Genomic DNA, 23,399 nt, shown 5'->3' with positions numbered 1-23,399 from the left:
GGGGCCGTTCATGACCGATGTGGATACCGACCGGATGACGGCATGGGTGGCACCGCGCTACGGCGGTGGGGAAGTGCTGCGCACGGAAATCGTGCCCCGGCCGGTGCCCGGTGAGGGGGAGCTGGTTGTCCGGGTACAGGCGGCCTCGCTGTGCAGCGGCGACCTGCATTTGCTCAGCGGCACACCTTATTTGATTCGGCTGGGGTTCGGATTTCGTAGACCGAAGCATCGGATGATCGGCCAGAACCTGGCCGGCGAGGTTGTCGCCGTCGGTTCGGGGGTCACCGAATTTCGAGTAGGGGACCGGGTTTTCGGGGAAGTGCCTGGTGGTGCGTTCGCCGAATACGTCCGAGCAGGTGCCCACGCGTTCGCCCTGGTACCTGACGGTCTGGATATGGAAACAGCTGCTGCCATCCCGGATTCGGGCATGACCGCGCTTCAAGGTTTACGCGATATCGGCAAGATCGCACCGGGACATCGGGTGCTCGTCAACGGCGCATCCGGCGGTGTGGGAACTTTCGCGGTGCAGATAGCGAAAGCGCTCGGCGCCCATGTGACCGCCGTCTGCAGCACACGCCACATCGAGATGGTCCGCGAAATCGGCGCCGACACCGTCATCGACTACACCACCACCGATTTCGCCGCCACCGGCGAGGTCTATGACATCATCTTCGACCTCGCGGGCAACCGGAAACTCCGCGACTGCCGCCGCGCCCTCACCCCGGAAGGTGTCTTCATCTCCTCGGCAGGCGCACCGGGCGGCAACTGGTTCGGCCCGATCCGCTGGTTCGGTTCGGTCCTCATCGTCAACCTCTTCACCCGCCGAACTCTCAAACCACTCCTGATGCGACCCGCTGCCGCCGATTTGGCCTACCTGGCTGAATTGGTCGCCCAAGGGCAGGTGCGGCCGGTGATCCAACGGAGGTTCGCTCTGTCCGACACACCGTTAGCGGTCCAGGCGTTGCAGGCGGGGCACGCCTCGGGCAAAACCGTCCTCACCGTGCCCTAGTCCGCGCGGAAGAGGGCGCCAAGGTCGACAGTGTGCGCCATCTCCGCGGCGCCCGCGTCGTTGAGATGCATACCGTCGCCGCTGTCGAATTCGGGGCGGATGAAGTCGGGGCGCGCGGGGTCGGCCACGGCGCGGTCCACATCGAAGGCGGAGTCGAAAATGTCTGTCCGGCGCAGCCATTCGTTGACCGCGTGGCGGGTGGGCTGTGTCTCCACGAGTGGCATGCCGGGATAGACGCAGCCGGCGTAGGGACCGATAGTGGCGACGTGGATGCGTAGTCCCGCGGCGTGTGCGCGGTTCGCGAGATCGGTGAAACCGGCGATCAGTTCGTCGGCGGTCGCCGAGGGCTGCCCGCCCATCGCACCGAGAATCAGGTCGTTGATGCCGAAATTCACCAGGATGTCGGTGACCCCGGGAACCTCGATGGCATCGGAATCGAACCGTGAGATACCGGATTCACCGATCTCCTCGGCGGTCAGCCGGTTGCCCGCGATGCCATTGTTGACCACCCATCCATGAGTGAGTCGGTCGTTGAGGACATCGACGGACCGACGGTTGGCGCTCACGGTAGTACCGACCCCTTCGAACCAGGAGTCGCCGAACGCCACCGCGATCGGCGGCGGGGTGGCGTCGAGAACGTCCACGCCGGTGACGAAGAACCGGAACGGGACTTCCTGCGCATCGGGGAGTTCCACATCAGAGGTCCGGTCGCCGGTGACGAGATAGGAGATTTCGCCCGGTTGATGTGCAAACGTCGCCAAACCCGTCGATTCAGGCAGGTACAGGCTGAGCAACAGGTCTTGACCAGCGGTAACGGGCAGGTCGATGGGATCGCTCACGAGATCCGCACCCGGCTCGATGACCGCGCTCGGATCACCACCGAAGCGAATCTCATGATCGGCGTCGGAGTCGATCGCCGAGCCGGCCTTACGCAGCGCCACCCGAGCGGCGCCGATGCGCAGGGGCGTTACGCCGTACCGGTTGGTCAGCCGCACCCTCACCGCCGTACCGCCGCCGGCCATGTGCAGGACATGGCGCACCGTCTCGTCCGCGAACTCGCGTGATTCAGCGAGCTTGATCTGCTCATCGGGGCTGATGACACCGTTCCGGAACCCGGCGACCCAGTTGTTCTGCATGACCACTCCGATACTTGCTGCGCGGAATATTGCGTACGCATAGGTCTACCCGGAGATATTCCTCATGTCAACAATCCCCACAGCAAACATCGACTAGAGTGCTGCACATGTCCGAACTGTTCGACGACCCACGGCTGACCATCTCCGGCCTGCTCTTCGAGGCACACAGCGGACTCATCGCAAAGCTCGAACCCACCTGGCACGCCCACGGCCTGTCCGGCCTCGACCTCAACGCCCTGCTCCGCCTTGGCCGATCCCCCAACCGCCGCCTACGCATGTCCGACCTGGCAGCCCAAACCGAACTCTCCACCAGCGGCGTCACCCGCCTGGTCGACCGCCTGACAAAATCCGACCTCGTCGAACGCCAACTAGACCCCACCGACCGCCGCATCGCCTACGCGTCCCTAACCCCCACCGGCCTCCACCGCCTCGAAGAAGTCCTCCCCGACTATCTGTCAGCCCTCGACACCTGGCTCATCGACGTACTAACCCCCACCCAACTCGACGGCCTGACCACCGCCCTCCGCATCCTCCGAGACGCAACCAACCCGTCAGCAACCGCCATCGGGGAGTGATGTCTCGCTGAACGCAAAAGCGGCGTCGACGATGAATGCACCGATGACCGAGCGACAGCTCGATCAGCTCGGCGAGGCAATCCACCGTTGCAATCGTGGATGTTCCGCAACTGCCCTCGAGTAGCGACAGTGAAGGCTGCGGCTTACTCGCCCTGCGCGCCGCATTTCGTCCCAGAGTCCGTCCGTGTCGTTGCGGCGCAGCTTCCACCGGCGATGTGCAGACATCAGTTGTAGTCGACAGTTGAATTCTGTGCGAGCAAGATTGCGGGTGGCCTCGGCAGCCCGGTCCACCTAATTCCGACGGTTACCGTGAGAGAATCAACCGCAGCGCTGAGAGGAGCTCCTCAGGTGCAGTTCCGGACAGGAGTACTAGAGCGTTGTGCGGCGCATCGAGGAGATCGCACTCTCGACCGTATCGAAGGATGCGCAAGACCACCATGTCAGTGGGCACCGCTGTATCAGGCCCTTCGATGCGGACCACATGATCGCCCGGTTCAACCGTCCCGCTTAAGCAGCGAACGATACACTCTGTCGCTGAGTTTTCGCGAGGGACAATCTCAACAACCTCAAGTGTTGCACTATATGCCATGCCCGCCTAACGCCTGATGAATACGTGTAGCTATGATTCGGCGAGAATGGGGAGTCTGTCCGGCTCTGTCGCGCAATTTGCCGCGCGACGTATTCTCCAGTCATCGTTGAACTTCATTACGCCATTCCGTAGATGATTGCATTTTTAGCCCTCCCACCTCTGTTGCGCCTGACGTGAACAACGCCCATAGCAGTTCTTGATGAGGGAAGTGGGGCTCGCCACATGGGGCTTGGAAGAAACTACTTGGAGTTAGCCCAGAACCATCAGTTAATCAACGCGCTCAACCTATCGGGTGAAGTCCAGTGGGTCGAACGGATGCTTGGAGGGTTTGGACCCAGCCCTAAAAGCGTGTCTCATGTCGTGGTGAATTGCCAAGGTTTCGGGATATCCGGTCCGACGGCCCACGGAATCTCCCTCTGCCGCCAGTCGTCAGTTCTCCCGGTTCATCCGAACGGCTGCCAATATCAGATGCCGGTCGGAAATAGGGAAATCACACTCGGGGAAACGCAAACTACTTGGCCTACGTGCATTTCGCTGGATTGGCTTTGGATTTCAAGCAGAAGGTTTCCTGGCTTGAGGTCTAGGGCAATGATCCCGTCCTCGTATACGGTCCTGACGGTGCCGCAGACTTTAAGTCCATCATCCTGTAGATAAATCCCCACTCTAGGGGAATTGGAGTCACACACTTCAATTCTTGAGTGTTCATCATCCACCTCTATCTCCACGTCGTACTGGACACCAGCGACCCCCGGGCTCGTGCCAACCCACACTGCGGGCCATTCGCCGCCGTGTGACCTGACCATGCCGGACGTGCCGGTCGGCATGGTGGTCAGCAGGGTTACCAGCATTACCATGCTCCTTTCGGGAAGGGCACCCGAACAACTCGGTTGTCGAGGTGCCATGCGTTTGCGGTGGGATTATAGGTCCATGTTTCTTCGTGATAGTGAAGTTTGGTTGGCTTGCTGCCCATTTCGTGGTTACCGAACCGGATGCTGCGGGTTCCGTCTTCTGAGACGACTCTGTTTGGATCGGGAAGGCCGGTGCGCGGATGGAGGTTTGTGTGCTCGCCGGGACCGAGAAATTCGTCCCACCGCGCGGGCACATCGATGGGTTTCACTGGTTTGGGATGATTGTGCTCTTGCTCTAGGACTGGCGCGTTCGCTTTTGCATGGTCGGCACCTTCGCACCCCGCATCTGGCATGAGACCGAGCGGATCGGTCCACCGCGTCGGATTGTATGGATAGCTGTAAGGATTGGGAGACGGGTCTAGTCCAAGTGGGTCAGTTGTAAGGAAGCGTCCGCAGTTGGGATCGTAGGTACGGGCAAAATTAAAGTGCAAGCCGGTTTCGGCATCATAGTATTGGCCGCAGAATCTCAGTGGTGACCGGGCAGGGCCGTTCCAAGTAGTCCTTCCCCATAGATCTGTGGTTGTTGTGCCAGTTATCACGCCATTCGCTGGCATCAGCAACTCGGTCGGCAGACCCGATTTCCCTGAAATGACGGCGAAAAGTTCGCCATCACCCAGCGTGGGTTCGGATTTCTCGCACTGAGATAGAGGTCGATACGTTCCTGGCTCGTACTGCCATTGAGTCACCGTTCCCGATGTCCGCTGTTCGATTAGGCTCATTCGGTCGTAGGTGTACTCCACGCGGCTGCTGAACGAGGTGCCGGAGTCAATGGTGCCTTGCTTACTGATTCGGCGGCCGAGTGCGTCGAAGGTGTACTTCCACCATTCACCTTCTGGTGTGTACACGTCGGTCAACTGGTCGAAGGCGTTGTAGCGGTAGTGCCAGACGGCGGGTTTTCGGGAGATTCGGGTGGTTACTTTGCGGATGAGGCGGCCGGCGGGGTCGTAGTAGTAGTGGTTGCGGCCGTCTCGGACGAGGAGGTTGTTGTGGTATTCGCGGCCTTCCATTCGCTGGGGGGCGGCTGGTTCGGCGGGGTCGGGTGAAAAGAGGGGGAGGCTGGCGGTGATGTTGGAGAGGGGGTCGTATTCGTAGGCTTCGGTGAGGGTGTTGTCGCGGGTGATGGTGTTGACTCGGCCGATGGGGTCGAGGGTGTAGGTGGCGTGGGTGGGGGTGGTGTCGGGGCGGGTGGTGGTGTGGTGGGTGAGGTAGCCGTCGGGGCGGTAGGTGTAGTCGTCGCGGCGGATGGTGAAGGGGGCGGGGCGGTTTGCGGTCGAAGGGCCGAAGTCGCCGAGGTCGAGGGTGAATTCTTCGGCGGGGAAGCCGGTGACTTGTTGGGTGGCGATGTTGCCGGTGGGGGTGAAGGTTCGGTCGACTTGGACTTCGCCTACGCGCCAGCCGGTGAGGCGGCCTGCGGGGTCGTGGTTGAACGAGATCTCGGTGTCGTCCGCGTGGAGGGCGATGACCTGGCCGAGGGTGTTGTGGCGCCAGGTGGTGACGGAGCCGGTGGGGGTGGTGCGGCGGATGCGGCGGCCGCGGTGGTCGTAGTCGTTGACCAGGGGTGGTTGGTCGTCGAGTTGTTGGGTGGCGACTTGGCCGGTGGGGGTGTAGGTGAATCGCAGTGTGTGCGTGATGGTTTCGTCGGTGCCGTTGACGGCGGTGAGGACGCGGCCCGCGGGGTCGTGGGTGTAGGAGAGGAATTCGCCGGTGTCGGCGGTGATAGACGTCAGGTTGCCGAGGATGTCGTAGCGGTGGTGGCGGGTGACACCGGTGGCGGGCGTGACCGTCGCGACGCGGCCCGTGATGGTGTGGGTGTATGTGGTGGTGGCGCCGGTGTAGTCGGTTTCGGTGATCAGCCGGCCCGCGAGGTCGTATTCGTAGGTCCAGCGTTGGCCGAGCGGGTTGATGACGGCGATGAGCTGACGTTCGGTGTTATAGAGGTAGCGGGTGGTCGAGCCGTCGGGGTCGGTGCGGGTGGAGACTTTGTCGAAGCCGCCGTAGGTGTAGCGAGTGACGCCGCCGTTGCGGTCGGTGTGGGTGAGGAGATTGTTCTCGCCGTCGTAGGTCCAGGTTTCGGCGAAGCCGTCGGGGTCGATCCGCCGGGCGGGGCGACCCGAGGGCGTCCACTCGTAGCGGGTCGTCTGACCCAGTGGGTCGGTGACCTCGACGGGACGGCCGAAGGGGTCGCGGCGGATTTCGGTAGTCGCGCCGTAGGGATCGGTAATGGTGACCGGCAGACCTGCCGCGTCGACGTCGATACGGGTGACGGCCCCGTCCGGGTCACGTACTTCACTGACCGCCCCGCAGGGATGGTGTTTGTATTCGGTGCGGGCGCCGGCGGCATCGATGATGGCGACGAGGTTGCCTGCTTTGTCCCACTCTCGATGCACGGTCGTGCCGTCTGGCTGGGAGATGGCGGTGGGACGGTTGGCATAGGCGTACTCGACGGTGATATCGGTGCCGTCCGGGCGGATGATCTTTGCTACGTCACCGTCAGAGGTGTATTCGTAGCGGGTGATCGCACCGTCGGGTTCGGTGACCTTCAGTGGTTTACGGGCGGTGTTGTAGTCGATATGACGGCGGCCGCCGTCGGCAGCGCGGAAGTCGCGCAGGCGTAGGTCGTTGTCGAATCCGTAGCCGGTGACACCGCCACGGGAGTCGGTGAGCCGGGTGAGACGACCCGTGCCGTCACCGAGTTCGAGGTATTCGTAATCCGCGTTGAACACACCGTCGGCGCCGCGCTGGGTGATGACGCGGCCTGCGTCGTCGTAGATGTTGACGACCCAGCTGCCGTTGGAGTCCGTCCACGACAGCATGCGGTGGTGTTCGTCGTAGGTGTAGCGGATGGTTCCGCCGACTCCGTTGGTTTCCGCAGTCAGTTCACCGTTGTCATAGCCGAATTCGCTTACACCGGTGAAAGTTTCGATCCCGTCGACTTCGCCCGCCACGGTGATCGAGTTGATGCGACCGTTGGCTGTATCCAGAAGTACTCGGTAGCCACCGGAGGAGGTGACCTCGGTCGGGTCTCCATTACTGTTGTAGTGGAATCTGACTCGGTTGTGGTGACGGTCGGTGATCGCGGAGATCGCGAAATTGCCGAGGAGCGTATCGATGCCGCCGAGCACGGGCTCGGGAGCGAAATGCCACACCAGTTCCCGATCCGGATCCCACAACCGATAGCCACCGGCTTCGGTGCGAGTGAGTTTCCAGCGTTGACCACCGGTGATCGGTTCGACACCGACACCGACCTCGGCATGCGGGTAAGGCAACAACATGCCGTCTTCGAATACGACCGTGACGCAATCCTCTTCGACGACCACCCGCATGTCCAAGGTGGTCGACCAAGAAGGGCCGAACCAGCGGCCGAAGCGGTAGTTGGAATGGTGGGCGCGTTTCAACACCAGCCGAAGGACGCCGGGCAGATCGAGATCGGTAAGTGGAAGGAGGAATTCGCCGGTCGCGGGGTTGACCGGGTCTCCGACCTTGGGCGTTTGTTCGTCGGTACTGTTGCTGGCCGGTCCGTCCTCTTGCGCGGTATTACCCGCGCTGGGCTCACCGGCACCGCCATTGTCCTGGTCTGAACGAACTCTCGGATCGGTGTTGTTGTTCTGCTGGTCTGTTGTGTCGCTGTGACTACCCGGGTCTGTGTCTCCGGAGGAGTCGCCGTCGGGGTGGCCGGGGCGGTTGGCCTCCGGTGCCCTGTCACCGTCCTGGTCGGTCGCGTCGCCGTTGGTGGGCGTGGAATCGCCGTCCGGTGACGCGGCGGGCGCGGATTCGGGGTCCGGCGCCGAACCCTCGGAATCGGGAGTTGGTTTTCCCGAGAGGGATTCGTCGGTGGTGTTTGTGTTCGGTGCCCCGTTTTCGGAGGCATCGTTGTCCGGTGACGCCGAGGCCGGGGGTTCCGGCTTCCCGTTCTCGGGGCCATTGTTGTCGGGTGTGGAATCGCCGGTGAGGGTCGACGGGTTGTCAGCGGGGTTCGCCACAGCAGGCTCGCCCGATTGCCCGTCGGGGTTGGTGGGGGCCGGGTCGCCCGCTTGCGCGGCTGGGTTGGTCGGTGGCGCGTCAGGAGAGGTGCCCGCCGGGTTCGCGGCGGGAGCTTCGGGCGTGGCGGGCGGGTTGGCTGCCGGTGGATCGCCGACAGTGGCCGCGGGGTTCGTTGCCGGTGCGGAGGGATTGTCCGGGGGATCGGCAACCGACTGGGCAGGCGCGGACGGCGCCTCGGGCGCGTTTCGCCCGCCTGCCCCGGCGGCGTTGTCGAGGACGTTGCGGGCGGTATTGCCAGCGTCAGCCACATCGGTCACCCGGTTCACGGTGCTGGCAGTCAGCTTCGCTGCGCCACCGGCACCACCGGTCGCGAGGGTCGTCAGGGCATCACCGGTGAGCGCGCCGAGCGCCTCCGTCGGGTTCGCCTTGAACCCGGCGAGCATCGCGGAGGCAGTCGCTTTCGGATCGGCGGCCGCCAAGAGCATCCCGGTGCTCATGTCCGACATCTTCGACATGTACTCGGCGGGGTGCGTCGCGTTGTACAAATCCAACGGATTGACCGACCGCACGAATTGCACCAGGCCGGTCAGCGAGGTCAGCAGCCCGGTCGTGATATTTGCCTGTGCGTGCTCCATCATCGCGCCGAGGTCTTCGAAATTGCTTCCCCAACGAGACAGGAAAGGCGGCTCTTGCGGCGCGGTCTCCGTGGCGGCGGTAATCGCCGTGACGGCCGTGTTCGCCGCATTATCCCGTTGTGTACGAGCGCCGTTGAGGATGGATCGGGCCTCGTCGCGCATGGCGGTCCATGTGTCGGTCAGGCTCTTGTCCTTGCGATCCTCGTCGGACTTGGCGTTCCACTCGTTTTTCCGGTCGCGTTCCTCATTGTCGGCGGCTTGCCATTTCGCGATCGCCTCGGCGGCTTTGGTCTGTGCGGCCTCGACCTCGTGCACCCAGGCTTCCAGGGCGCCCTTGGCCTTGCCCATCGCATCTGCGCCGTCCCACCACAGCTTCGGCTGCTTGGCGAATTCCTCATGGAATGCCGTGGATGCGTCACCGGTCCAGTCGGAGACATCGATCTTTCGGAGAGCGTCACCGGTTTGGTCTATCGCCGTCCCGATCTGACCGAGTTGTTCGGCAACCTCTCGGATCTTGGCCGGCTCACCGCGGATCAGCTCTTTCGGATCGGTGGTTTCGCCGAGCTCCTTCTCCGGCACCGCGCCACCGGTGGCGTCGACGATCTTGTCGCCCGCGTCGTCGAGCCACTCCGACAACCCGTCCGCACCAACCGCTTTCGCTGCGCCCGACCACGTGTCCAACGCAGAGTTGTAGGCCTGACCGACCTTTTCGGTCGCGGACTCGAGACCCTCTTCGATGGAGTCACCGAGATCATTGATGAAATCGCCGATACCCATAGCTACTGCCCCCCGGCGGATTGCTTTGCTTGCTGAATTTCCGCGACCTTGGCCGCGACACCGGTATCCGGCAGGAACATGCTGCCCAAACCGCTCTGATCAGGCGTGTCACCGGACACCAGGTACTCGCCCACCTGCCCCAACGTCGAGACGTTGTCACCCATATGCGAGAACGCTTTGCCGAAAGAATCCGCGCTGTAGTCGGCTTGGGTGGCGAGATTCCAGGTGTTGTTCGACAACACCTCGCCCCAGTCCATCGCCTCGATCTCCGCTTTGCTCAGATGCGGATTCCCCGCGAGGTGGGTGAACATCTGCTTGAACGAAGTAGAGACCTGGTCGTCGATCAGGTGGTAACGACCTGCGGACAAGTCGAGAATCTCGGCTATCGCGTTACCCGACTGCACCAACGCCCGTACACCCCACGACCAGCGTTCGGCGAACGTTTCGAAGGAGGCTTGTACATTCGCCTTACCTGCTTCCATCGCCGACATCGTCAGCTCCGCGAACCCGCGACCGGTCGCAGCGGTCTCCTCGATACCGAATTCTTTGAGCTCGCTGATGATGGTGTTGATCCCGTTCGCGGCCTGGGTGAGCAGGGCCGGATCGACATTCAGATCCGACATCAGCGACGCCCACCTTCGGGCGATGGTTCCTCCGTCACGACCGGCGGGAATACCATCGGCGCCGCACCCGACATGTCGACTGCCACACCGGTCGGCTCCTGCTGCCCCTCGGCGAACTCACGCAGACGTCGACCGAGGAAGGTGTGGAACCGGTACTCCTGATCCGCGACCACACCGCGGGCACTCATGAACCGCGCGTACTCCGGCAGACCCGTGAATGCGCACAACCACGCAACCCCGCCGGACTCCATCGTGAAGACCCGGTCTTCGGGGCCGACCAGGGGCACCAGCAGCGTCGACGCGTCGAACGCCGCCGTCAGTGCGTTCGGCACGCCGAATCCGGCGTAGAAGGCGGCGATCTCCGAACGCAGGCGCGCTGAATCGACCTCGACCATCGTCATGTCCGCTCCCGATCTCCCCTCGGACAAATCAGGGACCCACGGTAGCGAACGAACGGCGCCACCTCCACCGTGCCGTCAGTCACCGGCGTCACCCCCACCCAACTCGACGGCCTGGTCACGGCCCTCCACATCTGCCGCGACGCAATCAACCCGTCAGCGACCGCGACAACGGAGCCTGCTGGCCTATCCTGAATGTGAGGACCTGGGAGGGACGATGACCAGCAAACCTGCCGAAGAATCCGATCCGCGAGCACGGTGGCGTCATCTGCCCGCTGAGCCCGAGCGGCTGATCGAGGAAACCGCCACCGACACCAAGGCGACCGACCACGGGTTTCCTGTCGGTGACGTCACCGAGGATTTCGTCCGCAAGTACGGGCTCTGAACCGGAACCTCAGTCTGAGAGTTCGCCTGTGGTGCGCCAGGATTGGCGTTCGGCGTCGAACGCCTCGGCCTGGGAGGACCGGAATGTCGTGATCGAGTCGGCGTTGTCGGCGAGAAAGCGCCGGTAGTCGGCGAGGCGGAATTCTCCGTCCTGCGCGGTGATCGCCACCTTCCCCGCAGCGAAGTCGGCGCGCAGGTCGAGCAACTCGTCCGCTTCCACGGGGTGCCAGCGAATGCGGTCGAAATACCGGAGCAGCCATGGTGTTTCGGCTTCCTCGGCGAACCGGTCGACGCCGGGTCCGGCCGTGCCGGACGGTCTTACCCGGTGGTTCCAGACCTGGGTGGTTCGGCCGACGAACTGGTAGCCGCCGGGGCCTTCCATGCCGTAGATGCACAGGTAGGCGCCACCGATGCCGACGGCGTTTTCGGGTGTCCAGGTGCGGGCGGGGTTGTATTTGGTGGTGACGACGCGGTGGCGGGGGTCGGTGGGGGTGGCGACGGGGGCGCCGAGGTAGACGTCGCCGAGGCCGAGCACCAGGTATTCGGCGTCGAAGACGGTGCGGTACACGTCGTCGACGGAGGCGAGTCCGTTCATGCGGCGGATGAATTCGATGTTCCACGGGCACCAGGGGGCGTCGGAGCGGACGCCGTGCATGTAGCGGGTGATCGCTTCGCGGGTGGACGGGTCGTCCCAGGAGAGTGGGAGGTGGACGGTGCGGCTCGGGACGACGAGCTGATCCGAATTCGGGAGTTGCGCTTCGGCTTCGGTGAGCAGGTCGAGGAGCGTCGGGATGGGAAGCAGGGCTGGGTCGACGCGGATCTGCAGCGAGCGGATGCCGGGGGTGAGTTCGAGGACGCCGCGCGCGCCGAGGGCGATGAGGTGCTGGTGCAGGGCGTGTACGCGGGCTCGTAGGCCGAGATCGAGGGTGAGGGTGCCGTATTCGACGAGGACACCGTCGTCGCCTTGGCGTCGGTAGGTCACGCTGGTTTCGTCGTCGGCTTCGGTGCGGCGCAAGACGCCGTCGTCGCCGTCGCGTCCCGCCGAGACGACCGTGCCCAACGACGCGCGCCGCAGCAATCCCAATGACCTTGCGGGAGCGGCGTGCTCGGAACGAATCGCCACGAAACGAACGGTGTCGCCCGGAGTGAGCTGGCCGAGTTTCCATCGGTCGGCGGCAACCACGGTCACCGGGCAGACGAAACCGCCGAGACTCGGTCCGTCGGGGCCGAGGAGGATGGGGGTGTCACCGGTGAAGTCGAGCGCGCCGATCGAGTAGGCGTTGTCGTGGATGTTCGACGGGTGCAGTCCCGCTTCGCCGCCGTCGGTGCGCGCCCACTCCGGTTTCGGGCCGATCAGGCGTACACCGGTGCGGTCGGAGTTGAAGTGCACCTCGTAGTCGGTGCCGAGAATGGTGTCGAAGTCCTTGCGGGTGAAGAACTCCGGTGCACCGTGCGGTCCTTCGGTGACGGCCAGTTCCCAGCGCCTGCCGAAGGCGGGGATGTCGGTCATGGGGACGGCGGCGGCCAGGCGGGTTCTCGGCTCGCCCAGCTCGAGAGTGTCGTCGGCGCGCAGGGCAGCGCCGGTGCCGCCACCGAACTTGCCGAGGGTGAACGTCGCGGCACTGCCGAGGAACTGCTCGACCTGGATACCACCGGACACCAGCACGTAGGTCCGCATCCCGGGCCCACGGATCGCCCCGATGTCGAGCACGCCACCGGCAGGCACCTCGACCGTGCGCCATTGCTCGACCGGACGACCGTCGACGCGCACCTCCGCGACCGCTCCGGTGACACACACCCACGTCGCCGCACCGAACCGCAACGCGGGTCCGCCGAGCGTGCATTCCAGCCCGGCCGCCCCCTCGGCGTTGCCGAGCACCCGGTTACCGAGCCGGAACGAGAGGTCGTCCATCGGCCCGGACGGCGGAACACCGATGTGCCAGTAGCCGATTCGTCCCGGCCAGTCCTGCACGGTGGTCTGCATTCCGGGCCGGACGACCCCGATCCGTCGCTGGACGGTCGGCTCCTGGTCTGCGGTGTCGGTGTCCGACGCGGGCGCCGACTTCGAGACCTGGACGGCATCGGCACCCGTGGTCGGAAAGATGGCTTCGGTCGGGGCCGCGGTGACACTGGAATCCATGACGGTGCGGCTCATCGGGTCACCACCATTCGGACGGGTGTGGGATCGAATCCGTTGCACGGGTTGTTGATCTGGGGGCAGTTGGAGACCAGGACGAGGGTGTCGATCTCCGCGCGTAAGGTCACCTTCTTGCCCGGCGCCGACAACCCGTCGACGATGCCGAGCGTGCCGTCCGCCTCCACGGGCACATTCATGAACCAGTTGATGTTGGACACCAGATCCCGCTTGCCGAGGCCCCATTCGAGGGCGGCGGTGAGGAAGTTCTCCACGCAGGCGTGCTGGTGGCGGGTGTGGTGGCCGTAGCGGAGGGTGTTGGATTCCTGGGAACAGGCACCCGCGATGGTGTCGTGGTTACCGACCTCGTCGGCGACCACGGTCATCAGCGCGGTGCCGCGTTCGGTGCGCAGCACACTGCCGGTGGTGAGGAAGATATTGCGCTGGGCGGCGATGGTTGCCTGGGCGCTGTAGCGGTCGGTGTGGTCGGCTGCCGAGTACAGCAGGCAGTCGACGGCCTGGTTGCCGTGCAGGTCGATGATCTCGAGTTGCTCACCGGCCCGGACGATCGCCGACCACGGCGCCCGCGCCGGAACAGTCTCGTCCAGGACGACGGTTCGGGTGGACGTTGTCATGCCGGAACCTCCGTGTGCTGTGCGGCCGCCCACGCGGCCTCGGTGTTCTCCACGGCCCGTCGGTACTCGGGGTCGTCGTTCGGTGAGTCGAAAGTGTCTGCGGCCCAGGCGATCAGATCGAGGTCGCCGGTAGGGCGATCGTCGAGCGGGTGGGCCGCATTGGCGACCAGCAGGGTCACCGGAAGATGCACGAACAGGTCGATCGCCCCGCCCGCCGGACCGTTGCCGGTCGCCGTGAGGGCACCGTCGGCCCCCACCCGCACCCCGCGGAACAAGGCGATCGACGGTCCGACATCGCGCGGCTCGAGCCCCTGCTTGGCCGCGGCCAGGTGCAGCTGGTGGCGGGCTTCGCCGGTCGGACCGCACAGGGTGTCGTGGTGCCCGGAGGTATCGGTGAGTACGGTGGCCAACACGCGCCCCTGATCCGACAACAGTGGATGACCGGCGCTCAGATACGCCTGCCACGGGACCTTCACGGTGTCGGCGACATTCAAGCGCTCCCAGGGCGATTCGGCGCGCAGCAGGAACAGATGTGCACACGCGGCCCCGGCGGGGTCGGACAAGCGAACCCTCGTTCCGCGGCCGAGGACGACATTCGCATAGCCTCCGGACGGAATACGCAGCGCCAGAGTGGGTTCGACGCCCGGCGGTATCTCCGGGCGGGCAATCGTGGCCGCCGCAGCCTGGGCCCGCGCGTGGGCCCGTGCGCCGTCGGTGGATCCGGTGGCTATCGCGATTTCCTCGGTAAGGGCGGGCGTGGGTGCGGTGTCCTGAGTCCGCGCGGCGTCTGCGGATGGGGTAGTCGTCATCAGGATCTCCTCCGTACATGCAGGCCGAGACTTCTCGGCAAAACGGTTGATCGACTGGGTGATTCGTCGTCCTCTGCACCGCAGCGTCCGGGTTGTGGCGGCCACCGGCAGGGCTGAGGTGCTGGTCGATTGATCACCACGCTCTGGTGGCGTCGGCTTCTCGGGCGATGCCGCCACCAGAGCGTGGTGATCTTGATCCACGCGCTCAGGCGGGAGCTGGTGCGACCGCCGGTTCGACCGCCTCGGATCTGGTGACCACGACCCGGTACACCACCGCCCCGACGGCGAGAATTACGCCGACCGACAGCGGTCCCGCCCACAACTGCCACCAGCTACCACCGGCGGGCGTGTACACCTCGGGTCGCGGCCAGGCCAGGTTGATCACCATCGCGATGCCCCACACCACCGCCAACGCGTTGACCGGAACGCCCCAGCGGCCGAGGGTGAACAACGTCTTGTCCTCGGGCGCGGGCAAACCCTTGATCCGCCGCACCAGCAGCGGCACCGTGACCAGCAGATAGGCCAGATACAGGCTCACGATGCACACACTGGCCAGCGTGGCGAAGATGGCCGGGTTGCCCAGGTTCAGCACCAGCAGCCCGATGCCGAGCGCACCGATCACCACGGCGGGCCACACGGGCGTACCGAACCTCGGATGCACGGTGGAAAGAGCCTTGGCGAAGGGCAGCTTGCCGTCACGTGCCATCGAGAACATCAACCGCGAACCGGCCGTCTGAATCGCGAGCGTGCACACGACCACCGCCACCGCGACACAGCCGAGCAGCACCGACCCGGCGGGACTGTCGAGCTTGGCCATGATGACGTAAGCCAGTCCACCGGAGGCCAATTCGCCGTCGGTGAGACTCGGCGCCGCCATCAGCGCGCCCAGCAGCATGAGCCCACCGCCGAGCGCCGACACCGACAGCGCGAGCAGAATCGTGCGCGGGGCGACCCGGCGCGGATTCTTCGTCTCCTCGGAAAGCTCACCGGCGGAATCGAATCCGACCATCACGTACGCCGCCATCAGGCCCGAGATCAGGAACGCGGCCCAGAACGGACCGGGCGCGGCCTGATCGGTCTGCATCACCACGGCCGGACCGCGTTCGGAGCCCGCGAAGAACAGCCCGATGATGGCGAGCACACCGACGATCTCGATGGTGACCCCGATCGAGTTGATCCGCGCCATCAGATCGATCCCGATCACGTTGATGGTGGTGGTGATCACCAGCAGCACGCTGCCCAGCAGCACCGCGTTCATCGCGCCGTCGCGTGAGGTGAGCGCGGTGTCGGAGCCGATGATCTGGAAGCCGCTCCAGATCGTGGGCAGCACCACCTGCAGGGCGATGGCGGCGGCCGCCGCGGTGACCACCTGGGCGATCACCATCATCCAGCCGGCGAACCAGCCGACGAGGCCACCGGCCAACCGGCGCGACCACTGATAGATGCAGCCCGAGATCGGATACCGCGCGGCGAGCTCGGCGAAGTTCAGGGCGACGAGGAACTGCCCGGCGAAAACCAGCGGCCACGTCCAGAAGAACGCGGCACCGCCGAACGAATAGCCGAAACCGAAAAACTGGAAGATGGTGGTGAGGATGGAGACGAACGAGAAGCCCGCCGCGAAGGACGCGTAGCGCCCGAGCTTGCGGTGCAGGACGGGTTCGTAGCCGAACTGGGCGAGGTCGGCGCCGTCGCGCGCGGCGTCGGGCGGGGCTGGGGTGGCGAGCGTCGTGGCCATATCGGAGTCCTTCGGCGGTGCGGCCAATATCTATCAGTCGATAGTTTTGCGCTCGCGATCGCTCGAACGGTGTCGTGCGTGTATCGACTCCGAGGCGTGCCGTAACTTCTGTGTTGCCTACGTTTCTGTCGAATGACAGAAATTGAACGGTCCCGCATCGCACCTGGTGAGGTGCCCATTGCGGGAGTGGTGACGCACCGGTGACACAATCGACGACGTGGCAAACCTCGGACCCGGGCGCCCCCGGCTGGAACAGCGCCGTCGGCGCGGGACGACGCCGCGCGCGGAAATCCTCGACGCCGCGGCGGAGCTGTTCACCACCAAGGGGTATGCCAACACCTCCACCCGCGCGGTCGCCGACGCGGTCGGCATCCGGCAGGCCTCGCTGTATCACCACTTCGCGGCCAAGGACGACATCCTCGACGCACTGCTCGCCGAAACCGTCGCGGGCCCGGTGGAATTGGCGCACAAGCTACACGCCGAGCCCGAGGACGCCACGACCAAGCTCTACGCGCTCGCCCTGTTCGATGTGCGCCAACTGCGCGGCGCGCGCTGGAATCTCGGCGCCCTGTACCTGCTGCCGGAACTGCGCACCGAACGTTTCGGCGCCTTCCGTCGCCGCCGCGACGAACTGCGTGAACACTACGAGCGTCTCGCCGCCGAATCCTGTGCTGCGGCAGGGCAATCCGACGATGCGCGGATTCTGCCGTTCCGGTTGGTCGAGACGGTGATCGCCATCAGGTCCGACGAAGGGGCCGCGGGCGAGGAGGCCGAGCGCGTCATCCCGGATGCGATCGTGCGCATCGTCGGTCACCACGGGGCGATGGATACGGTGCGAGCGGCCGCCGACGCACTGCTCGACCGTCTGTCGGACTGAGTGACCGGCGCGACGCGAGGCCGCGCCGGAAACTCTCAGCCCTTGATGAACGCGAGGATGTCGCTGATCAGCTCCTGCTGGTAGGCACCGAAGATGCCGTGCGGCGCGCCGGGGTACACCTTCAGCGTGCCGTCCTTCACCAGCTCGATCGACTTGTGCGCCGAGTTCGCGATCGGCACGATCTGATCGTCGTCGCCGTGCGCGATGAGGATCGGTACCTCGAGTGCCCGCAGGTCCTCGGTGAAATCGGTCGCCGAGAACGCGGCAACGCACTCGTAGGCGGCCTGGATGCCCGCGAGCATGCCCTGCCGCCAGAAGTCGTCCATGGCGCCCTTGGACACGGCGGCACCCTCGCGGTTGAAGCCGAAGAACGACGGGGCCAGCTCCTGGTAGAAGTTGGACCGGTCGGCCAGCACCCCGGCGCGGATGTTGTCGAACACCGACATGGGCAGACCGTCGGGGTAGGCCTCGGTGGCCACCATGATCGGCGGCACCGCGCCGATGGTGACGACCTTGGCGACCCGGTCCCGGCCGTGGCGCGCCGCGTAGCGCACGGCCTCGCCGCCACCGGTCGAATGCCCGACGACGATCACGTCGCGCAGATCGAGCGACTCGACGAGTTCGGCGAGGTCACGCGCGTAGGTGTCCATGTCGTTGCCCTGCCACGGCTGCGAGGAGCGGCCGTGTCCGCGCCGGTCGTGGGCGATGACGCGAAAACCGGCGTCGGCGAAGGTCTTCCGCTCGAGCGCCCAGGCGTCGGAGCTGAGCGGCCAGCCGTGGCTGAAGACGATGGGCTGCCCGGTGCCCCAGTCGGAGAAGTAGATCTCGGTGCCGTCGGATGTCGTGAAGTAGGGCATGGCGATCCTGTCGAACGAGGTGGATGGATAGGTTGCTCATAGTTGTCGAGCGCGGGTGGGTTGTCGCCTACCCGAACGGCCGCGAATCCCGCTATTTCGGACGAACAGTAGATTTGTGGCTATGTCTGCAGCCCCGGATCGCCCACGCCACAACACATCTACTGGGACACGGCGTATCGGGTTTCTCCTGTTCGACGGGGTGAAGGCGCTCGACTACGTCGGCCCGGCCGAGGTGTTCGTCGAGGCGAATCAGTTCGCCGATGCCTACGAGATCGTGCTGCTCTCACCCACCGGCGCGCCCGTGCAGACCTCGGTCGGCGGGGGAGTTGCTGTGGATGCGGCGGCCGCCGATGTGCTGGCGCTCGACACGCTTGTCGTGCCGGGCAGCGAGGTGCGCCCGGCCCAGTTCGTCCGTCCTGAACTACTCGACGCGGCACGTGTGCTCGCCGCGCGGAGCAGGCGGGTGGTATCGATCTGCAGCGGTGCGTTCGTGCTCGCCGAACTCGGGCTGCTGGACGGGCGCGGCGCGACAACGCACTGGAAGTTCGCCCCCGAGCTGGCCCGCCGGTATCCGCGGGTGGAGGTGCTGGCGGATCGGATCTTCGTCCGCGAGGCCGATATCGCGACCTCGGCCGGCGTCGCCGCGGGCATCGACCTCGCGCTCGCGCTGGTCGCCGAGGACCTCGGCAGCGCCGTGGCCCGTCAGGTCGCCCAGGGTCTGCTGGTCTACCTCCAGCGATCCGGCGGGCAGGCACAGTTCTCGACACCGTTGCGCGCGGTGGCGCTACCGCCGGGCCCGGTGCGCGCGGTGACGGACCTGATCGCCGACGACCCGTCACGACGGCACAGCGTGCAGGAACTCGCCCGCCACGTGAACGTGAGCCCACGCCACCTCACCCGGCTCTTCACCGAGGAGGTCGGGCTAAGCCCGGCCGAATACGCGGCGAACATGCGCTTCGATCTGGCCCGCGCCCAGCTCGAGGCGGGCAGCTCGGTGCGACGGGCCGCCGCCGACGCGGGCTTCACCAGCCCCGAGGCGCTGCGACGCACCTTCATCGCGCGGCTCGGTGTGTCGCCGTCGGACTACCGGCGGCGGTTCACCTCGGGGCTCAGCGCCTGAGTCAGCGGGAGGTCGGCGGCGCGATCTGCCAGTGCTCGTTGAGGGCGGCGGCGATCTCGGGCAGTACCGTGATCGGAATCCGCTTGGCTCGCAACATCTCCCGGATCTCGTTCACCTGTTCCCGCTTGCGCATGTCGTAGGCGCCCGAGACCGGGCCCATGACCGGTGGGATCGAGAGCAGCACGAGTTCGTCGCCGTTCTCGGTGAGGTCCAGGGCCAGTGCCCAGCGACCGCGTTCGTCGAGGGTGAACCGCCCGGCAACCACCCGGTCCCACGGCACAGTGGCCGACCGGAACGGGGTCCGCACGTAGATGCCGTGCTCGGTGAGCTCGACGACATCGCGGACGAACAGCGCGACACCCGCCGCCACACCGCCGACGGCGCCGACCAGCAGGCCGGTCACCACCCGGTTGGCGCCGAACATCGCCACCACCAGCCCGGCGATCCCGATGGTGACCAGCAGCCCGATCAGGCAGTAGAACAGGCTCCTGCTCGCGGGCACGACCCCGGCACGCACGTCGGCCATGCGGACCTCCCTCTCACGATTCGTGGCCAACCCTAGCGCCGGTCACGCGATCGGGCTCACGACCCGAGCGATACCGCTGCCTCGGAGGTCTCGACCAGGAAGGTGAACGTTTCCTGGAAGTACAACTGGACCGTCTCGGCGTCGTGGCTGAGGTAGCCGATCGACAGGTCTTGGCCGATGGCCAGTTCGAAGTCGCCGCCGCGGGTGGTGAGGGCGAAACCACCGGTGATGGCCGGTGCCCAGATGATCTCGCCGTCGATGAGCCGCTCGATGTGGGTGCGGATCGGGTGGCCGTGGTCGGAGGTTTCGCTGACCTTGGTGTAGAGGTCGGCACTGAGCAGCACCGAGTAGGGGCCCTGGACACCGGCCAGGCGCAGCCCGGTGAGGGCACGTGAGATGGCGTCGGGGATGTCGACCACATTGCTCGGCAGCGTGATCGGGGTGCAGGAGGCGGCGGCGCGGATACCGGTGATGCCCGCGGCGGCGTAGCCCTCGAAGATCGCGCGGTCTTCGGCGAAGGCGATCTTCTGGGCGGCGTCTTTGAGGTTGTCGAGGTCGGCGTCGGGGGCGCCGCGTTCGATGTCGTCGAGTTCGGAGCGCTTCAACGTGAAGGGCACCCGGAGTTCCACGAGCGGCTGCACGACGCGCTGGTGTGCTTGCACACCGTCGTCGGGGGAGTCGATCGGGGTGAGCCTGCCGCGGTTGAGCGCCGAGTAGCCGACGCCGTGCGGGCCCGAGACATCGACGACCCGGCGTCCGGCGATATTGCGCTTGAACGTGCGGGTGGCCTCCTCCTCGATCTCGGCCCAGGCCTCGTCGGTGATCGGCGCGAGTTCGCGATGCAGGTTGTTCATTCGGATACTCCTTCTCATCGAGTTTTCATCGAGCCGATGGCGAGGGCGCCGTCGGAACCCGCTGCGGAGGTATTTGCCCGTTCCACCGGAATTATCTCGGGCAACGGTCCGGATTCCGCCTCGTCGGCGATGTTCGCGGGCGCGTCGGGCAGATCGTCGAGGAAATCGACGGTCGGGGTGAAGAACAGGGTGCCGGTCACCGCGACGGAGAAGTCGAGGATGCGGTCGTAGGCGGCTTCCTCGGTGCCGAGGAACATGCGCTCGAGCATCCGCTCGGTAACGCTCGGGGTGGCGGCGTAGGCGACGTAGTAGGTGCCGAACTCGCCGTCGGCGACCGAGCCGAAAGGCATGTTGGCACGGACGATCTGGCGTTCGGTGCCGTCGTCGTCGACGATGGTGTTCACCGCCACATGCGAATCGGCGGGCTTCACGTCGTCGGGCAGTTCGTAGTCGCCGAGCTTGGTGCGCCCGATCACCCGCTCCTGCTCCTCGATCGACAAGGCGTTCCACTGGTCGAGCGGGTGGGTGTACTTCTGCACGATCACGTAACTGCCCCCGGTGAATTCGGGGTCCTCGGCACCGATGAGGGCCGCGGCGGCCGCGGCACCACCCTCGGGGTTCTCCGTGCCGTCGACGAAGCCGAGCAGGTCGCGCTGTTCGAAGTAGCGGAACCCGACCACCTCGTCGACGACCGTCGCCGCGCCACGCAGTCGTTCGGCGATCACCATGCCCAATTCGAAGCACGGGCCCTGGGTTTCGGCGCGGATGTGGAAAAGCAGGTCGCCGGGGGTGGCGGGCGCGCTGTGCACCGGACCGTTGTATCCCGGGAACTCGTGCAGCTCAGCCGGTTTGGGCCCGGCGAAGAGGCGGTCCCACGCGGCGGAACCGATCGAGGTGATGCAACTCAGGCCCTCGCCGGGCACCCGGAATCCGACCGATCGCCGTAAACCGTTGATATCGGCGAGCACATCGCGCACCACCGATTCGCCGCCCTCGTCGATGGTGACGACGAGGAAGAGCGCGGCAGGCGACAGTGGATCGAGAATCGGTTGTGGCTCACCCATGGCGTCCAGAGTACGACGCCGTACCGACAGGTACTTATTTGGCGACGGTGAGCAGGAAGGTCACGTCGTCGATGGCTTTGACGCTGTGGCGGGCGCGCGGAACCACGATCAGATCGCCTGCCGAGCCCTTCCATTCGTCGGTGCCCGCGATCAGTACGAGCGTGCCGGTGAGGACCTGGATCGTCGCGTCGCCGGCATTGTCGTGTTCGGCCAGGCTCTGCCCTTCGGCCAGCGCGACGACGGTCTGGCGCAGGGCGTGGGTGTGGCCGCCGATGAGGGTTTGCGAACTCCGACCACTCGTCGAGGTGGCCGCCAGCTTCAGCTGTTGACGGGCCACCGCGGTCAGCGATTTCTTGTCCATGGGAACGCGCCTTTCGCAGGCTTCTCGCGGGCAGGTCTTCGCCTGGGAGTATGCCCGACATCACACCCGCGCTCGGGCGTTTTGCCGCGACCGTTAGCGACGTGTTGTCACTGCCGGACGTAGTGCCGAATGCGGTAGCGCAGGCCGTTTTCGGCGGTGCGCCACGGGGTATCCGGTGCCTGCCATTCCGCGCCGATGACCGGGGCGAAAGCATCGCCTGCCACGGTGGTGTCGATCTCGGTGACCAGCAGCGTGGTCGCCAGCGGCAGCGCCTGGCGGTAGATCTCGCCACCACCCGCGATCCAGGTGTCGGCGGTGCCGGTCATGGCCAGCGCGTCGGGCAGTGAGGCGGCGCGTTCGGCGCCCTCGGCGGCCCAGTCGGACTGGCGGGTGACGACGATATTGCGTCGACCGGCCAGCGGCCGGAAGGCGGCGGGCAGGGAGTCCCAGGTGCGCCTGCCCATGATCACCGGGTGGCCGGTGGTCGTCTCCCGGAAGTTGGCCATGTCCTCGGGCAGCCGCCACGGGATGGTGTTGTCGACGCCGATCACACCGTCGTTGGCCTGCGCCCAGATCAGGCCGATCATGCGGTTGCTCACACCGCCACCGGCGCCTTGATGGCCGGGTGGTGCTGGTACCCGGACAGTTCGATGTCGTCGTAGGTGTAGTCGAACAGGCTGGTGGCCGGGCGCAGGTGCAGGCTGGGGAAGGGGTAGGGCTCGCGGGCGAGCTGTTCACGCACCTGGTCGACGTGGTTGTCGTAGATGTGCACGTCGCCACCGGTCCAGATGAACTCGCCCGGCTCCAGCTCGGTCTGCTGGGCCACCATCAGGGTGAGCAGCGCGTAGCTGGCGATATTGAACGGCACACCGAGGAACAGGTCGGCGCTGCGCTGATACAGCTGGCACGACAGCTTGCCGTCGGCGACATAGAACTGGAAGAAGGCGTGGCAGGGCGCGAGCGCCATCTTGTCCAGGTCGGCCACGTTCCACGCCGACACGATCATCCGGCGCGAATCCGGGTCGGTGCGCAGGGTGTGCAGCACCTGGGCGATCTGGTCGATGTGGGTGCCGTCGGGTGTCGGCCAGGAACGCCACTGCACGCCGTACACCGGGCCGAGCTCGCCGTCCGCATCCGCCCATTCGTCCCAGATGGTGACACCGTGCTCGCGCAGCCACGACACATTGGAGTCGCCGCGCAGGAACCACAGCAACTCGTAGACGATGGATTTCAGGTGCACCCGCTTGGTGGTGATCAGCGGAAACGCCTCGGCCAGGTCGTAGCGCAGTTGATGGCCGAAGATGCTTCGGGTGCCGGTGCCGGTCCGATCGGCTTTCGGCGTGCCGTGTTCGAGCACGCGCCGGAGCAGATCTTCGTACTGCGTATCAGGGGTGGCCACGCCTGCCGATTCT

General features: G+C 65.6%; 21 protein-coding genes. 5 read left to right on the top strand and 16 right to left on the bottom strand.

Going from position 1 to position 23,399, the window contains the following annotated elements; genetic code table 11:
• The first annotated feature begins 10 nt into the window (after positions 1-10).
• Entirely contained in the window at positions 11-1,009 is a 999-nt protein-coding gene (locus AB0I19_RS13690; RefSeq protein ID WP_357148300.1) for an NAD(P)-dependent alcohol dehydrogenase, read from the top strand.
• On the opposite strand, the gene AB0I19_RS13685 is transcribed toward AB0I19_RS13690, so the two are convergent.
• On the bottom strand, positions 1,006-2,145 hold the full coding sequence (locus AB0I19_RS13685; RefSeq protein ID WP_357148297.1) for a GDSL-type esterase/lipase family protein: 1,140 nt from the start codon (positions 2,143-2,145) through the stop codon (positions 1,006-1,008). The genes AB0I19_RS13690 and AB0I19_RS13685 overlap by 4 nt on opposite strands.
• A 107-nt stretch (positions 2,146-2,252) precedes the next feature.
• On the opposite strand from AB0I19_RS13685, the gene AB0I19_RS13680 reads away from it, so the two are divergent.
• On the top strand, positions 2,253-2,720 hold the full coding sequence (locus tag AB0I19_RS13680; protein ID WP_357148295.1) for a MarR family transcriptional regulator: 468 nt from the start codon (positions 2,253-2,255) through the stop codon (positions 2,718-2,720).
• A gap of 1,053 nt (positions 2,721-3,773) precedes the next feature.
• On the opposite strand, the gene AB0I19_RS13675 is transcribed toward AB0I19_RS13680, so the two are convergent.
• The 4 genes from AB0I19_RS13675 to AB0I19_RS13660 are packed head-to-tail and all read right to left on the bottom strand — an operon-like array spanning position 3,774 to position 10,634.
• A complete protein-coding gene (locus AB0I19_RS13675; RefSeq protein WP_357148292.1) occupies positions 3,774-4,157 on the bottom strand; it encodes a hypothetical protein in 384 nt (127 codons plus the stop codon).
• Positions 4,157-9,610, bottom strand: a complete 5,454-nt coding sequence (locus tag AB0I19_RS13670; protein ID WP_357148289.1) for a putative T7SS-secreted protein — start codon at positions 9,608-9,610, stop codon at positions 4,157-4,159. The genes AB0I19_RS13675 and AB0I19_RS13670 overlap by 1 nt, the downstream gene beginning before the upstream one ends.
• 2 nt (positions 9,611-9,612) lie before the next feature.
• Positions 9,613-10,233, bottom strand: coding sequence for a hypothetical protein (locus tag AB0I19_RS13665; protein WP_357148286.1), 621 nt, complete (start codon positions 10,231-10,233; stop codon positions 9,613-9,615).
• Complete coding sequence (locus AB0I19_RS13660; RefSeq protein ID WP_357148283.1) at positions 10,233-10,634, bottom strand: hypothetical protein; 402 nt, start codon at positions 10,632-10,634, stop codon at positions 10,233-10,235. Before AB0I19_RS13660 ends, AB0I19_RS13665 begins: the two co-directional genes overlap by 1 nt.
• A 214-nt stretch (positions 10,635-10,848) precedes the next feature.
• Here AB0I19_RS13660 and AB0I19_RS13655 point away from each other — a divergent pair, with 214 nt between their 5' ends.
• Positions 10,849-11,016 carry a hypothetical protein gene (locus AB0I19_RS13655; RefSeq protein ID WP_357148280.1) on the top strand — a complete coding sequence of 56 codons (168 nt, stop codon included), beginning with the start codon at positions 10,849-10,851 and terminating at the stop codon, positions 11,014-11,016.
• Positions 11,017-11,025: 9 nt separating this feature from the next.
• On the opposite strand, the gene AB0I19_RS13650 is transcribed toward AB0I19_RS13655, so the two are convergent.
• The 4 genes from AB0I19_RS13650 to AB0I19_RS13635 form a co-directional block, all read right to left on the bottom strand.
• The gene (locus AB0I19_RS13650) at positions 11,026-13,170 is read right to left on the bottom strand and encodes a 5-oxoprolinase/urea amidolyase family protein (protein ID WP_357148277.1); all 2,145 of its coding nucleotides are present in this window, start codon (positions 13,168-13,170) and stop codon (positions 11,026-11,028) included.
• Positions 13,167-13,784 (bottom strand): urea amidolyase associated protein UAAP2, encoded by a 618-nt coding sequence (locus tag AB0I19_RS13645; protein WP_067485316.1) that lies wholly within the window; start codon positions 13,782-13,784, stop codon positions 13,167-13,169. Before AB0I19_RS13645 ends, AB0I19_RS13650 begins: the two co-directional genes overlap by 4 nt.
• Positions 13,781-14,515 carry a DUF1989 domain-containing protein gene (locus tag AB0I19_RS13640; RefSeq protein WP_357148603.1) on the bottom strand — a complete coding sequence of 245 codons (735 nt, stop codon included), beginning with the start codon at positions 14,513-14,515 and terminating at the stop codon, positions 13,781-13,783. Before AB0I19_RS13640 ends, AB0I19_RS13645 begins: the two co-directional genes overlap by 4 nt.
• A gap of 283 nt (positions 14,516-14,798) precedes the next feature.
• Entirely contained in the window at positions 14,799-16,328 is a 1,530-nt protein-coding gene (locus AB0I19_RS13635; RefSeq protein ID WP_357148274.1) for an amino acid permease, read from the bottom strand.
• Between the two features lie 217 nt (positions 16,329-16,545).
• On the opposite strand from AB0I19_RS13635, the gene AB0I19_RS13630 reads away from it, so the two are divergent.
• Complete coding sequence (locus AB0I19_RS13630) at positions 16,546-17,205, top strand: helix-turn-helix domain-containing protein (RefSeq protein WP_357148271.1); 660 nt, start codon at positions 16,546-16,548, stop codon at positions 17,203-17,205.
• Positions 17,206-17,240: 35 nt separating this feature from the next.
• On the opposite strand, the gene AB0I19_RS13625 is transcribed toward AB0I19_RS13630, so the two are convergent.
• Positions 17,241-18,062 (bottom strand): alpha/beta hydrolase, encoded by an 822-nt coding sequence (locus tag AB0I19_RS13625; RefSeq protein ID WP_357148268.1) that lies wholly within the window; start codon positions 18,060-18,062, stop codon positions 17,241-17,243.
• Positions 18,063-18,183: 121 nt separating this feature from the next.
• On the opposite strand from AB0I19_RS13625, the gene AB0I19_RS13620 reads away from it, so the two are divergent.
• Positions 18,184-19,182 carry a DJ-1/PfpI family protein gene (locus tag AB0I19_RS13620; RefSeq protein WP_357148265.1) on the top strand — a complete coding sequence of 333 codons (999 nt, stop codon included), beginning with the start codon at positions 18,184-18,186 and terminating at the stop codon, positions 19,180-19,182.
• Between the two features lies 1 nt (position 19,183).
• On the opposite strand, the gene AB0I19_RS13615 is transcribed toward AB0I19_RS13620, so the two are convergent.
• The 6 genes from AB0I19_RS13615 to AB0I19_RS13590 form a co-directional block, all read right to left on the bottom strand.
• Positions 19,184-19,708, bottom strand: coding sequence for a PH domain-containing protein (locus tag AB0I19_RS13615; protein ID WP_357148262.1), 525 nt, complete (start codon positions 19,706-19,708; stop codon positions 19,184-19,186).
• A gap of 56 nt (positions 19,709-19,764) precedes the next feature.
• On the bottom strand, positions 19,765-20,562 hold the full coding sequence (locus AB0I19_RS13610) for a family 1 encapsulin nanocompartment shell protein (RefSeq protein ID WP_357148260.1): 798 nt from the start codon (positions 20,560-20,562) through the stop codon (positions 19,765-19,767).
• Positions 20,563-20,576: 14 nt separating this feature from the next.
• Entirely contained in the window at positions 20,577-21,626 is a 1,050-nt protein-coding gene (locus AB0I19_RS13605) for a Dyp-type peroxidase (RefSeq protein ID WP_357148257.1), read from the bottom strand.
• A 34-nt stretch (positions 21,627-21,660) separates the two neighbouring features.
• A complete protein-coding gene (locus AB0I19_RS13600) occupies positions 21,661-21,987 on the bottom strand; it encodes a cupin domain-containing protein (RefSeq protein ID WP_067485336.1) in 327 nt (108 codons plus the stop codon).
• A gap of 107 nt (positions 21,988-22,094) precedes the next feature.
• Positions 22,095-22,586: a dihydrofolate reductase gene (locus AB0I19_RS13595; RefSeq protein ID WP_357148254.1), complete on the bottom strand. Its 492-nt coding sequence runs from the start codon at positions 22,584-22,586 to the stop codon at positions 22,095-22,097.
• Positions 22,583-23,386: a thymidylate synthase gene (locus tag AB0I19_RS13590; RefSeq protein WP_357148251.1), complete on the bottom strand. Its 804-nt coding sequence runs from the start codon at positions 23,384-23,386 to the stop codon at positions 22,583-22,585. Before AB0I19_RS13590 ends, AB0I19_RS13595 begins: the two co-directional genes overlap by 4 nt.
• Between the last annotated feature and the right edge of the window lie 13 nt (positions 23,387-23,399).

The sequence above is a fragment of the Nocardia sp. NPDC050413 genome (genome assembly GCF_040655475.1).
Classification (GTDB): domain Bacteria; phylum Actinomycetota; class Actinomycetes; order Mycobacteriales; family Mycobacteriaceae; genus Nocardia; species Nocardia coubleae.
Note: the sequence above shows the minus strand (reverse complement) of the source record. Positions and strands in the feature narration are given on the sequence as shown.